The sequence below is a fragment of the Enterobacter cloacae complex sp. Mu1197 genome, from assembly GCF_040059225.1.
GTDB lineage: Bacteria > Pseudomonadota > Gammaproteobacteria > Enterobacterales > Enterobacteriaceae > Enterobacter > Enterobacter quasiroggenkampii.
On sequence record NZ_CP157375.1, the window covers coordinates 3,345,720 to 3,359,603 of the forward strand.

The following is a 13,884-nucleotide window of genomic DNA, read 5'->3' on the forward strand; positions in this document are numbered from 1 at the left end:
TTTATCCGTGATCCTTTCCGGCTGGTCAAAACGCGCCGGGGCGCACACGTACACTACGGCTGATCGTATCCCAGAAGGCAATAATTTCCTCCTTGCTGTAGGAGGTTGGCGGCATGCGTTGATTATCAAGAGTGAGTATAAAACCCGGAGTCTTATAACTGGCCGTCATTTCATTAATATACATTTCAAAATTATATCGTGATTCATCGTTGTCTTCCTGCAAGCCCGTTGCCAGAAACTCCTGGGCCTGCAGTCCGTTAACACTAAAGGCCCCTTTTCTTTCTATGCCTCCCCGTGAACGGGAAATATTGCTTGTTATTTCTCCCATTCTGTCCAGCACCGTGTTTTCTTCACACGTAAAATTATCAGTGGAAAGCGCAACGCGTATATTGTTGAAAGTAGCACTAATGAGCCCTATGTTAATATCCTCCTGTTCCCTTGCCGTCGGGTCGGTGGCAATAAACGCATGGGTGATACAGGAACCTGGTTTTGTTGGAATAACGTCATTATCCCTGCCGCTAATTCTCGCCATCAGCGACTGCATCTGGCTGATATCATTTGCGACATAGTTTCTGGCTGGGCGCCCTCTTCGTTGCTCATTATATATAGAGCTCGAATCATTAATGGTTTGCTTCTGAAATTTAATAACTACGCCATTAGTATATAAATAGCCTTCCAGTGTTCGAATAAAATCTGCAGTACCCCCATTATCATTCCGTTCAAAAATAACACCATCCATACCGTCCGGCAACGACCAGACTTTTTTTAAAAAAGGCATATACTGAGTGTCAATTGTTTTAGTTTCTCGCAGAGCATTTTCGCGTAATGCGATTAACTGCTTAAAACCCGGATGGTACATTTTCTTTGTCGCCAGGTAGGTTTTATACGTATCCTCGGGTCTTGAAATCACCGCAGCCCAGATATTTTTATCCAGCGGCGCAGAGTCATTATAAGCCGTGAAGGACGATGGTAAGTCGAGTACATAGCGCCCGATGCAGTAAGGTTTCATTTCAGCGTTTATCTTGTTCATGGCTACCTGCTTTGATGACGTCAGTGTCTGCGGTGATGGATTGTAAGGGCGAAAATACTGATACACCCCATATCCCGCTACGATGAAGGCGACCAGGACCATTGCTTTTTGTTTTATCTTATTCATGGTAAGCAAGCCCTGTATTTTTTACCTGCTGTGCAATTTTTATAATTGAGCGAAGAGTAAACCAGCGCGCATCCATGGTGTTGTCAGGTTTGTACGCCCCCTCGTGGTCAACGCCCACACCGAACTGGGCCTTTAACTTCGGAGAATTAATCACTGCCGCTCTGACCGGTACAGTGCCGTCACCGTCTTCCACAGGAGGTAATAATTCATATTTGCGGGTAACATAACCCTGGTCAGGTGTTTCCAGTGTTGCATAGCGGATGGTCTGGTTAAATTTGTCTGCCGGGTAGAAAACTTCCCCCTGTTCGCTGACCTGAGAGCGGTAAGCTTCTGGGGTATGTTTTCCACTTACGTCCTTCCAGTGCAGTTCTGCATAAGAGGGGTAATTCTTCCCATCATTTCCATAAAAGGCATAGGTATGTTCATGGTAATGCCCATTAAGCCCCTCTATAAATATTTTGACTTTACCATCAATAATATCTACATAAGATTGCCAATCTTTTTCCAACTGGAGCTTATCCATCTTTTTGTTATCCGGATTAATAAAGCGCTCCTCACATAGCCCCCACCACGCCGATCGCTCAGTGTAGATATCTTTGTAGGGGTCTGTCTGAGGCAAAGGCTGTTGAAGTCCCTCGACGTGAAACCAGCCCATACCGTATCCTTTGCCAGGCAGGAGCTGTAAAGGGCCCGGCGATTGCGCCAGTACAGGGGTCATTTCAGCGCCACTGCTGCCAATCACTAAACCAACCGGCACTGCCTCTCCCGCTTTCATACGCTTATAGGCCATCGGGGCACCGCGGTCCGGCATCACCCCGTGTACAATACCCAGAATATTTTTCTGTCCGAAATCACCGTCCAACAATTCCGAATAGTAACGGGCAACCAGCCCTCCCATTGAGTGGGTCACCAGGATCACCTTTTCGCATTTGCGTCCGCTAGCTTTGTAATCGCCAATAATCTTTTCAATACGATCGGCTAGTGCTTGTGCAGAATCCATATTTGACTGAAGCCAGTTATAGCCCACCGCATGAACCGGAAAAAGGTACTGATAGCTTAGAGCCACTTCGTCAGTGGTCAGGGGACTCTCACCCGTTTCGGCTCCCAATGCTTTATCCAGCAGCCTCTCACGCAAGGTCAGACTACCATTTTTGCTGGTCTTATTTATTAACATTGTCTGATTATCGTTCAGCGTTTCCTGGAGCCAGGGGAGGAAAGTGCCGTAGCTCATTGCTCCCACCTCCCCCCAGCCTCTCTCCCGACGCGATGAAAATAACAGCCGCTCTTCCGGACTTTCGGTCTCGATTTTCCCGCTGGGATCAACCACGGTTTTGGTGGGATCCAGTAATTTTTTTCTTTTCGCTGGCCCCCTTCCAATCCAAGGTAACATGCTTGCATTACCGTTGACGGTCCAGACGGGTTTACCATCATCTGGGTTCATCAAATTACTCCCCATCACCCCCGGTAAAAACACAACCGGGATGACTCTGTCCGGCATCTTATAAAGTTTGAGCCATTGCTCCTTGTCTTTCGGCGTGGCAATGGCCTTGTAGAGGGGATGACCAAACTTGTCGTATCCCAGCAGAACACAATTGCTTTCAGTGGCTTCAATCATCTGTTAGTCCTCATCCTTCAGGTTTATCTGCACTGATGCAGGATCCACCAAGTTTTGCTTCTCCCCACGGCCGTCCGCAGAAGTCATTAACTCCTGCACGGTACCATCGCTGTGCGTCAGGCTGATTTTCTGACCCGCTACGGGTGTCTCAGAATAGGGCCACAGCACTTCAGGCCCCATTTCAAATTCGCTGCTCTCCCACTTCTGGGCCGCCTGACTAAAACTCTGTCCACCAAACTTCTGCCACACCGCCCCGCGCTCGATGATTTTGTCCGGCGCCGCACACTCCACCGTGCCGTCCGCTATCCGGATATATCCTCCGCCGCTCGTCAGCACTATCTCCTGCTTCGCGCTGATGATGAGTTTTCCCTCACTGCTGCTGATGCGGATATCCTTCAGCGCATCCAGCGTCATCTCATCCCCCTGCGCCTGGATCTCCACCTTCCCTTTGCCGGCAAACATTTTGATGCCCAGCTTTTGCGCATACAGACTTACCCGCTCCCCGGCCGCCACGGTGAATCTTTTCAGTGCGCTGAAATCCGTGTGCCCGCCGCTGGTGCTGATGATGTTGTCTCCCGCCGACTGCTGCAGGCTTTTCCCTGTCACCTGCGCTATTCCTTCCGGTGCCGAGACCAGCAACGCCGCTTTCTTTAAATCCGTCAGCGCCTCTGACAGCAGCGCCTTCTGCGTCTGCACATCTGCCAGTTCAGCCCTCGCCGCTTCTGCCGCGCTGCGTAACGCTTCAGCCAGCGACCGCGCCTGCTCCAGCTGGCTCATCGCTGCCTGCATCTCCAGCACCTCACCCTGCGCCCTGGCCTGCCCGTCAGCGCTGATAAATATCCCTTTCTGCGCCCGTATCGCGCCCCAGCTGTCGGTTCTGAGCTCAAACCCCTCACCGCGCTGCTGTTTCTCGCTGTCGACCAGGTGGCCGAGGTTCAGCTGGCTCTTGCCGCCGTACTCCGTGCTGACCTTGATGTGCTCTTTTCCGCGCTCGTCATCGAGGCGGATTTTGTTGTTCGCCGGGGTACGCAGGACGTTGCGTTTGTAGTTGCGGATGGTGACGTGGTCGCCGTGCGCCGAGTCGTGCAGCACGCCGGCAATGTACGGCCGGTCGGGGTTACCGTCCTCAAAGCCAATCGCCACTTCGGTGCCCGCCAGCAGCGGCAGGTGCAGGCCGTAGGTGTCGCCGGCGTACGGGCGCGACTGGCGTACCCACAGGCTCTCGAAGCCGGTTTCCCAGTTATCACGGTCAAACAGCATGTTGACGCGGTAACGACCGTCTTTATCGATATGCCCGTAGGTGTCGTTCTCGGTGGTGCTGGTGACGCGGGCCGGTAAGGTGCCGGCCATCACCGGGCGTGAGCCAGGTTCCGGGCGGAAACCAAAATCGGTGCTGTCCGGGATGCCGTCAAAATCAACCGCAAAGTCCTTATCACGGCGGGCATATGTGTGCATCGCCGTGATGACCACGCCCTGCGCAAACACGTCCGCCACTTCATACCCGCCGGTGACTTTCAGTACCTGACCCGGTGAGAGGGTCGGACAGCTGGTGATGCCCTGCGCCCGGGTCTGACCATTCAGGTAGCGTTCGTGACGAAGGCGGGCATAAAACGCCCCGGACTCCGGGGCCGGATTACGGTCATAGGTGCTGCCCGGCGTCAGGTAGTTATCCGCCCAGTGATAGGCATCACCGTATGTGGTGACATCCCCGCGGGTCGCATCCACCAGGGTGTTCATGTCCTGCGTGGCCTGACGGTAGTTGTAGTCCCGGGTGCTGACCTGCTTCTGCACCACGTTGTGATGGCATTCCATTCCCCAGACCGAATCCACGCCTTTTGAATGCTGGCCCGATGGCGGTACCGACGGCAGCGTCAGACCTTTTTCATACCCCTGTTGGCTGTCGTAAAACTCCACCACGTCAATGTTGAGGCGCGTGTCGGTGGTGAAGCGAAACCAGATACCGACCTCACCCAGCAGGCGGATGATAAAGTGCAGGTCGTCCTCACCGTACTGCATCACCTGTTCACGGCGCGGGTATTCTTTTGACAGCGAGAACAGAAAATCCTGACCGCGCATACCGTGGCGCTCGCGCAGGATTTTTTCCACGATTTGCGGAACCGACATGTCCTGGTAAATGGCGTTCTGGTGCGAGCGGTCGAGCAGCGCCAGACGTGGCCGGAGCGTCAGGGCGTAGCGGGTTTCATCTTTTGACGTGCTGAGGCGTTCAAAACCGGTCACCACACCCTGAAGGGTGCGCACGGCCTGCTGCACTTTAATGCCGTAACCCTGGTCTACCGGGGCCTGCAGCGTCAGCGAACCGGGCTTCATCAGCATCGCCTCTCTGGCGATAGCGTGGTCACTGCTGGTGAATTCAATACGGTAGCGGAACGGCGTGCTCAGGGCTTCATCGCCTTCAAACGCCAGCACGTCGAGCGCGGACCCACAGTCTTTCACCGCCAGCAGGTGGTGGCTATGGCTGTATCTTAATGGAGGATTATTACTCATGCGTCCACTCCCTGTTTCACATCAAATTCCAGCCCGATCCCCTCTTCCTCACTCCAGCTAAAGCGTAATGACTGTGGTTTCAGTTTTGCGGCCATATGGGTCAACAGTTGCTGACTGAGCACCGGCAGAATTTGCTGATTGAGCAGACTGTCGACGTTACGCGCACCGGTATCTGGCAGCAGGCAGGCTGAAGTCAGCGCATCATAAAGACTTTCATCAATGTGCGTGCTCAGGCCGTAGTGTCGATGCAGGCGCTTGCTAACCTGTGAGAGTTTCATTTCCACGATGGTACGCATGGCTGCTTCCGAGAGGGGGCGGTAAATCACGGTCTGGAAGCGGGCCAGCAGCGCCGGCTGGAAGTGATCGCGCAGCATCGGACGCAGCAGCTCGTGAAGATCGCCTTCGCTGGCCTCCGGCTGTTCGTCAAGCAGTTGCATCAGGTGGTCGCTGCCGAGATTCGAGGTCATCAGAATGACGGTGTTGCGGAAGTCGATTTCACGTCCTTCGCCGTCACGCATAAAGCCGCGGTCGAACACCTGATAAAACAGATTCATCACGTCGCGGTGGGCTTTTTCGACTTCATCGAGCAAAACCACACTATACGGGCGCTTGCGCACGGCTTCGGTCAGGATCCCTCCCTGGCCATAACCGACGTAACCCGGAGGTGAGCCCTTCAACTGGGAAACCGTATGCGGCTCCTGGTATTCGGAGAGGTTAATCGTAATGAGTGACTTCTCACCGCCGTACATGACATCGGCCAGCGCAAGCGCGGTTTCGGTTTTCCCCACCCCGCTCGGTCCCACCAGCAGGAATACGCCCTGCGGGCCATTCTCTGAGGTGAGACCCGTTTTTGCCGCACGCAGACGCTGGGCGATGGCCTCGAGCGCCACATCCTGCCCGACCACACGTTTACCCATTTCATTTTCCAGGGTCAGCAGTTCGGTCTGCTCATCTTTCATCAGCGATGACAGCGGAACGCCTGTCCAGTCAGCAATCACGTTGGCAACGGTGCGTACGTCAACATCCAGAGAGAGCAGCGGGTTGCTGTGCTGCATGCCGTTCAGTTCCTGTTGCAGCGTGCGCGTCTCGCTTTGACGGGAGATGTCCTGGCGGCTTTCCAGCAGTTGTTCGGTGAGTTTCAGTTCCTGCCCGTACTGCGTTTCAAGCTCGTCGAGAGCAACGATAAGAGCGTTCTCTTCCTGCTCAATGACGGTCAGGCGTTCACCATGGCTCTGATTGCCGACAGCAATATCTTCCAGCAGCGCCTGCTTCTCCATTTCAAGAGAGGTAATCTGCGAGCGAATGCAGGTCAGCTGTTCCGGTACCGTGTCGAGGCTCATTCGGACGCGCGCTGCGGCGGTGTCGAGCAGATCAACCGCCTTATCCGGCAACTGGCGGCCCGTGAGGTAGCGGCGGGAAAGCGTAACAGCAGCGCGCACCGCATCGTCGGTAATGTGCACGTTATGGTGCTCGGCGTAACGGGATTTCAAACCACGGAGCATCAGGCAGGCGGTGTCATCGTCAGGCTCATCGACTTTTACCATCTGGAAACGACGCTCCAGGGCCGCGTCGCGTTCGAAGTACTGCTTGTACTCGCTCCAGGTTGTGGCCGCAATGGTACGCAGTTCGCCACGCGCCAGCGCCGGTTTTAGCAGGTTCGCTGCATCGGCGCCTCCCGCCTGGTTGCCCGCGCCGATGATGGTATGCGCTTCATCAATAAATAGCAGGACCGGGGACGGGGATTGCTGCACCGCATCGATGACGTTTTTCAGCCGCTGTTCGAACTCGCCTTTCACGCCTGCACCGGCCTGCAGCAGGCCCAGGTCAAGGGTACGCAGAGTGACCGTTTTCAGGGATTCAGGCACATTACCCTCGGCAATACGCAATGCCAGACCTTCAACCAGTGCGGTTTTCCCTACGCCCGGCTCGCCGACCAGAATCGGATTGTTTTTGCGGCGACGAGAGAGGATATCCACCATCTGACGGATTTCTGTGTCACGGCCAAACACCGGATCGATCTTCCCTTCCTTCGCTTTGGCGGTGACATCGAGGGTGAATTTATCCAGCGTGTTCTGCAGCGCAGGGCTCAGTTCCCCCTCTTTCATTTCCACACCAGCCGGACGCCCGACAAACTCCACCTCACCACCGTGGTTCTGTGCCAGCTCGGCTTCGCGCTGCATTTCCGGACGCTCATCCGATTGCGCATCCAGCAACGGTCGCAGGCGCTCCAGCTGGCTCTGAGCAAGCGTTAACAACGGCCAAAGGCCGTCACAACGTGCCAGTTTTGGTTTTTCCACCAGGGCCATCAGCAGATGGATGCTGCGAATGTGCTCTTCGCCATTGAGTGAGGCAAGTAGCCAGGCTTGCTGCATCAGAGTCTGGATGTCATCAGAGAGCTGGGGCCGATGGCGCACGGATCGAGGTTGTCTGTCGAGCCAGCCAAGTAAATCCTGCCAGATGCCATCCATATCCCATTCATAGCGACGCGCCAACACCGTCAGGTCACCTTCCCCCTGCTCCAGCAGCTTCAGCAGCCAGTGCTCCGGCAGAATTTCGGCATGGGCACGGGTCTGACAGAGCGAAGCTGCACCTTCCATCGCTCGGGCACAGTAAGGGTTTAGACGACGTAACAGGATGGCTGGATTTTCCATGAGATTCTCTCTTTGTCGGTTCCTGGACACGCTACCGCCCCTCGCTGTTCACCAAAGCGCATAAGGTCAGGCAGGCAGATTGTTTTTTCTTTGCTGAGTGCCCGCATCTCAGGCACTCAGCAAAAAACTGCGGACAGGAAAACCTGCCCGCATCAGGATTACGCCGTGGCGCGTTCGTTCCAGGAATCGGAATGAATGATGTTGCCGTCTTTGTAGGTCCAGGTGATTTTTTCGTAACGCAGTTCAACGCGCTCAAGGTGGTTGTGCTTCTCTTTAGAAGGATCCTTGATGTCATACATTTCAGGATTCACTTTCACTACCTTCACGTTTTCCAGTTTGGTGTTGAAGTACTCCACTTCCTGGCCCGCGTCGTTGATTTTGTACCACTTGAATTCAGCGGATTTCAGGGTCTGACCGGTTGTCACCGCCTTGTACAGATACGGGCTGGAGGAATCAATTTCCTTCGTGAACAGGAACGGCGTGTGGATACGGGTGCCGGTCAGCTTGCCGGTGTTGTTGTCGGTTGGGATGTACAGGTTATGCTCCTGTGCAACCACTTCGATGCTGCCTTCACGATCCTGAACGTCAACAGACCCTTTGATGTCCGCGCCGCCGTCGTCCTTCAGCCAAAGATAAACAGGAATTGCCATGGAATTACTCTCCATTGTGTAGTGAAGCGCCATCATCCTGCGATGGCGCCGGGTGTTTGCCGGGTATCTGACAGGCGTTGGCCTGCGGTACCAGACTGATTTCGACACGGCGGTTGAGCGCACGCCCTTCCAGGGTGTCGTTGGTTGCGACAGGACGGCTTTCGCCATAGCCCTGCACCGCAAAACAGCTTTCGGGCACGTCGCCCGTGTCCCGCATCCAGTTGCGCACCGCTTCGGCGCGTTTCAGAGACAGCGTCTGGTTCAGCTGCGGATTGCCGGTGATATCGGTATGCCCAGACACGACAATCAGCCAGCCCGGTTTCGCTTTGATGCCAACCAGTGAATTCACCAGCATCCTGGTGGAACCCGCTTTCAGCACGGACTTGCCGGAATCGAACAGCGACATGCTGTCGAGCCTCACTATTTTCGGTGCTGGTTTTGGGGTTGGCTGCGGTTTAGGGGGCGGCGGCATATACGAGCGGATCGCTTCCAGTAGGGGTATCCGTAGACGTTCCCCCTGATAAAGCCCCAGGCTCAGCCGGACCGGTACGCCGTTACGTGCATAGTCATCCAGCAGCGCCGAATTCTCACGAAGGACCGCAACGGCGCCAGCTTTCGGGCCGTAGTCATCCATGGAGAGACTGTCGTAACGGGCTATATCGAAGCTCACGCGATGCAGCAACTGGCGATTGTTCCAGCCACTGCTCAGCAGCGCGGCGATGGCCGCCAGGGTGAAAAGACCAAGGGCACAGCGCCAGGTGCGGGCGCGGGGAGTAAGTCCACTTCCTTCCGGTAGCAGCGGCAGGATGAAATCCGGTAAGGGTGAGATCACCGTGCTGTCCGTCCCTATCGGTTGCCAGCCGGCTACCTGCTGCATGGCAGTATGACGCGATAACCATGCCGTCCAGGCAGAGGACGCAAGGCTTCCGGCAAGAATCGGTCCCATTCCCCACAGCTGCGCTGCAGGTGCAATGACCGGAACATCAGGATTCTCATCGATGAATACCGCCTGGACATGCTGATGGAACCAGCTCATCAGGCTGTTCATCAGCACCTGCTGCTGCATCACAGGCGCACCGCCAGTGGTGACCCACGCGGCGATCGAACAAGGCGCATTCGACTCACGCCAGACAGTCCACCCTTCACCCGGAATAGCGGCCTGCCAGAGCATGTCATCCGTCATCGCGCTGCCAATCTGACCATTCAGAATGAGTGGCACAGACTGTCCCGTTTCTTTACGCAACTGGCTGATTTGCCAGCGCAGAGCCAGCAGACGACTTGTCAGGGCTTCGCTGTCGACATGTTTCTGCGGGCAGACACTGACCATCACCGACAGCTGACGCCCCCAGTCCGGGCGCTGCCACAGAATCTGACGGGCAACCTGCTCCAGATCCTGATGGTCCTCAACGCGGATCCAGCATCCCTGCGTGACGATCAGTACTGGTGACTGCTGCGGCCAGGTCAGAGGCATATCGCCACAAACCAACACCACAGGTTGACGGTAAGTAGTTTCAGGAAGGTCATCCAGACGCAGGTTGACGTCATGCTCCGCACGAGGTCTGGCGATATACCAGAACGCGACGATAACCCCGATCATCGCCAGCAGAACGAGCACTGAAGCCAGCCGGGATAACGGCAGAAAAGCCAGGCAGACCACAGCACTCAGCAGGGCAGCCCACAGCGCAAGCCCGCGCTGTTGTACAGGACTCATTTTACGACTCCCGGCAACAGGGTCAGCAGCATCTGATCGAGCCAGCGATCCAGTCCCCACCAGAGTGCGGCAAGAACAATCACGCTCAGGCCGATACGCGCGGGCCAAGACGCCAGCCAGCCTCCCGCTCCCCGTCCGCTGCGGCTCTCGGCCAGAACGGGATGGGTCTGCGGGTAGCTGAACGGTGTAACGCGCTCATTGAGGGCGCTGACCAGCTTCTGGCGTTCCGGATCGTTTAGCGCACGAAAATCTCCCAGGAATCCGAGCATCATTACCCGCTGGAAGCAGGTCAGTACGGCATTATCTGGTGCAGGTTCACGCAGCACATCGCGCATCCTGTCACACAAAGTGTCACCCGCGTCCATTGTGCCGAGGAAGTGTCCCTGCAGAGGAATGTCATACCACTGCACACAGGCATCATCCTCTACACCGCGCCCTTTGACTGCCTCATCAAGCAATGCACATTGTGCAGTGAGGATATGCTTACAGCTGGCTTCATCAAGTTCACTCGCTTTCAGTTCACGCTGAACGCGTTCCACATCAGCGATACAGCGTTCCCACAAGACCCGACCTTCGCCTTCCTGAAACTGCGGGCCATAGCGAAGGCTGATGACCTGAAGCCAGGTATCCTGCAGCAGTGCGTCAATATCAATAGACACGACAGCGCCGTGTTTACGTTCACTCATGTTCTCAATACCGCAAAGAGTTCAAGTTCAGGCTCGCCGAGCATGCCCGGGACGTAAAACATACATGTCCCACTCTGGAGCATTTCAGTCGCCAGAGGATGGGAGAGATCGAGACTGAAATACTGATTTTCCAGGCGCAGTGGAATGGCGGCTGGCACATGGCGCAGCGGCGTCAGCGGCACGCCCACGCGGGAAGAGTTGACGATCCCGCGCACATGGTCAGGGCTGCCCACCTTACACTGGCGCGGAAACTGCTCCTGCAGTTGCGCCACCGGGATCGGTGAGCGCACAGAAAGATAGTAATCAGCCCCTTCGCGCAGACGCGGGTCATGCAGGCGAGCCTGCCAGAAGTGCAGCCGTGGGTCATAGTCGAGTGCCAGGGCCACCACGCGTGACGGCAGGCTGGCTTCAAGCAGATCGCCAAGCAAATCAAACAGCGGTGGAAATACCGCATTGAGTTGCTCGTGATGCCAGGCCGGTATGGCGCTCACCTGATGTTCCAGGGAAAAGGTCAGCAGGCTCCCCGCAAGGCGAGAAAGTTCCGGATACAGACGTTCCGGTGGGCTTTGAAGATTACGCTGGAACTGACCCAGCACGGGCTCGGCACTGTTCAGCGCGTTGAGCAGCCAGAACAGTGATACATCTGCCACGGCGAAATCAGCCATGCGCTCATTGCTTTCACGCCGCATTGCCATCAGACGGCAAAGTCGCGCACGCAGTTGTGTCAGTAGTTGTTCCAGTTGGGTAACCAGCCAACGGCTGCCCTGGAGGGTCAATAGCGGAGGAAGAAATGTTTCATCCAATAGCCATGTACCCTGCGAGTCTTGCTGCAGGCGGGCGACCGGACAAGTCAGATAATCGCTGTTGTTCTGATGGGCAAAACGCAGCGTCAGTTCAGGCTGCATCACGGCAATCTGACGAGTGTCTTCCCCAAAGGTATTGCGTACATCCCGCCAGCGCTGACGATATCGCACCGGACGCTCGGCCACCTCATCGGGTTTCAGGCAGTTGCCGCCGTTCGCCCGCAGTAGCGGGAGTGCCAGCACCACCGTCACCTCCTGCGATTCGCTTTCAAGCGACAGTACCGGTGGCAGCGAATCAGCATTGTCTGTATCAATCAGCGTACCGTCCTGAAAACGGACATGCAGATGACGGGCCTGAAGACGTCCAAGCCTGAGAGCTTCCGACTCGAAGGTAGCATTTATCACCCCCCACGGGCAGGAGAGGCCCAGCCGGGCAATGCACTCGGCAGACCAGGCCGCATACGCGACCTGTTGCTGAAAATGCTGGGGAGCGACCATAATGCCCCTACCCCATAACGGTTGTTCCGTTTTCATCGGCTTCCTGCCTGTTATTACGATTTCGCTTTCGGCATCTGGGAAACCAGCGACAGGTTGACGTCCATCCCTTCCACCTGGAAGTGCGGAATCGCATACAATTTCACGCGGAAGAAGCCCGGGTTATCCTCAATATCTTCCACCACCACTTTTGCATCACGCAGTGGATGAGATGCCTGAAGTTCGTCGCCCGGATCGGTCATTTCGGTCACCAGACTGCGGACCCAGGTGTTCAGCTCAAGCTCCAGCAGTCGGCGATCCTTGGTGGTTCCGATGTTTTCGCGCTGAATCAGCTTCAGGTAGTGGGCAATACGCGACAGCAGGAAGATGTACGGCAGGCGGGCGTTGATGCGGCTGTTGGCCGTTGCATCTGCGGTATCATACAGCGCCGGTTTCTGGGCGGAGTTGGCTGAGAAGAAGCAGGCATAGTCGCGGTTTTTATAGTAGGACAAAGGAATAAAGCCCAGATTCGCGAACTCGAATTCACGCGTTTCAGGGATCATGACCTCAGACGGGATTTTTACCTGATTGCCGGTACCCAGGTCATACAGATGGATAGGCAGATCCTGAACCGCACCGCCGGCCTGCGGACCACGGATTTGTACACACCAGCCATTATTGATGAAGCTACGCACCATGTTGGACGCGAAGGCAAACGACGCATTCGTCCACAGGTATTTGTCGTGATCCGGACCTTTGACTTCTTCAACATAGTTAAAGCTGCGAACCGGAACAGTATCCGGGCCATACGGTAAACGTCCCAGTACGCGGGGCATCACCAGACCAATGTAGCGAGCGTCGTCCGTATCGCGGAACGATTTCCACTTGATGTACTCCGCGCGGTCAAAATAGTTACCAATATCTTTAATCGCCGCGACGTCTTCCATGGACTCCTTGAGGAAGAATTTCGGGCCTGCCGAGCCGATAAATGGCATATGTGCAGCCGCAGATACTTTAGAGATGTTGCGCAGCAGAGCGACATCCTGCGCTGAAGCATCGAACTCATAAGCGGAAATCAGCGCCGCAATCGGCTCGCCGCCCGGGGTATCGTATTCATCAATGTAGGCGTGTTTATAGAGACCACTCTGGATGATTTCCGGGCTGTCTTCAAAGTCCTGGCGCAGGTCTTCTTTAGACATGCTCAGAAGCTCAATTTTCACGTTCTGGCGAAAATCCGTTTTATCAACCAGCGACTTCACGCCGCGCCACAGGCTCTCAACCGCCTGAAACTCTTCATGGTGCATAACGGCGTCGAGCTGGCGGCTTATCTGGTAATCGAGCTCAGCGATGTGGTGATCGATCAGGCTTTTATCCAGTTTTTCGACCTTCGAGCCTGCCTTGGTCAGGCATTCCAGAAAGACCTGCATACCTGCGGTGAGACGCTCGTCAGCGGTCGCATCCGACATCGCCTGCGCATCTTGCCAGATATCCAGCGCGCTCAGCTCGGAGACCGGGTTCAGATTGATTTTCTCAAACAGTGAAGCGTATACCCCACCCACAGCAGGGCGTTCCAGCACCACGCTTTCCCCGCCAGCAGTATTATTTTGTACAGACATGAGCATTCCTTGATTAA

9 protein-coding genes are annotated in these 13,884 nt (G+C 55.5%); all 9 read right to left on the reverse strand.

Annotation, left to right across the window (positions count from 1 at the left end; genetic code table 11):
- Positions 1–25 precede the first annotated feature (25 nt).
- Positions 26–1,156 carry a T6SS immunity protein Tli4 family protein gene (locus ABFV38_RS15680; protein WP_348957541.1) on the reverse strand — a complete coding sequence of 377 codons (1,131 nt, stop codon included), beginning with the start codon at positions 1,154–1,156 and terminating at the stop codon, positions 26–28.
- Positions 1,149–2,771, reverse strand: a complete 1,623-nt coding sequence (locus ABFV38_RS15685; protein ID WP_348957542.1) for a hypothetical protein — start codon at positions 2,769–2,771, stop codon at positions 1,149–1,151. Before ABFV38_RS15685 ends, ABFV38_RS15680 begins: the two co-directional genes overlap by 8 nt.
- Positions 2,772–2,774: 3 nt before the next feature.
- Positions 2,775–5,276: a type VI secretion system tip protein VgrG gene (vgrG, locus tag ABFV38_RS15690; protein ID WP_348957543.1), complete on the reverse strand. Its 2,502-nt coding sequence runs from the start codon at positions 5,274–5,276 to the stop codon at positions 2,775–2,777.
- The gene (gene tssH / locus ABFV38_RS15695; protein WP_348957544.1) at positions 5,273–7,927 is read right to left on the reverse strand and encodes a type VI secretion system ATPase TssH; all 2,655 of its coding nucleotides are present in this window, start codon (positions 7,925–7,927) and stop codon (positions 5,273–5,275) included. Before tssH ends, vgrG begins: the two co-directional genes overlap by 4 nt.
- Positions 7,928–8,085: 158 nt before the next feature.
- Positions 8,086–8,577 (reverse strand): type VI secretion system effector Hcp, encoded by a 492-nt coding sequence (gene hcp / locus ABFV38_RS15700; protein ID WP_023325816.1) that lies wholly within the window; start codon positions 8,575–8,577, stop codon positions 8,086–8,088.
- A 4-nt stretch (positions 8,578–8,581) separates the two neighbouring features.
- Positions 8,582–10,288, reverse strand: a complete 1,707-nt coding sequence (locus tag ABFV38_RS15705; RefSeq protein WP_348957545.1) for an OmpA family protein — start codon at positions 10,286–10,288, stop codon at positions 8,582–8,584.
- Positions 10,285–10,974, reverse strand: a complete 690-nt coding sequence (gene tssL, locus ABFV38_RS15710) for a type VI secretion system protein TssL, short form (protein ID WP_348957546.1) — start codon at positions 10,972–10,974, stop codon at positions 10,285–10,287. Before tssL ends, ABFV38_RS15705 begins: the two co-directional genes overlap by 4 nt.
- Complete coding sequence (tssK, locus tag ABFV38_RS15715; RefSeq protein ID WP_262779279.1) at positions 10,971–12,311, reverse strand: type VI secretion system baseplate subunit TssK; 1,341 nt, start codon at positions 12,309–12,311, stop codon at positions 10,971–10,973. The genes tssL and tssK overlap by 4 nt, the downstream gene beginning before the upstream one ends.
- Positions 12,312–12,328: 17 nt before the next feature.
- Positions 12,329–13,873, reverse strand: coding sequence for a type VI secretion system contractile sheath large subunit (tssC, locus tag ABFV38_RS15720; RefSeq protein WP_045909385.1), 1,545 nt, complete (start codon positions 13,871–13,873; stop codon positions 12,329–12,331).
- Positions 13,874–13,884 lie beyond the last annotated feature (11 nt).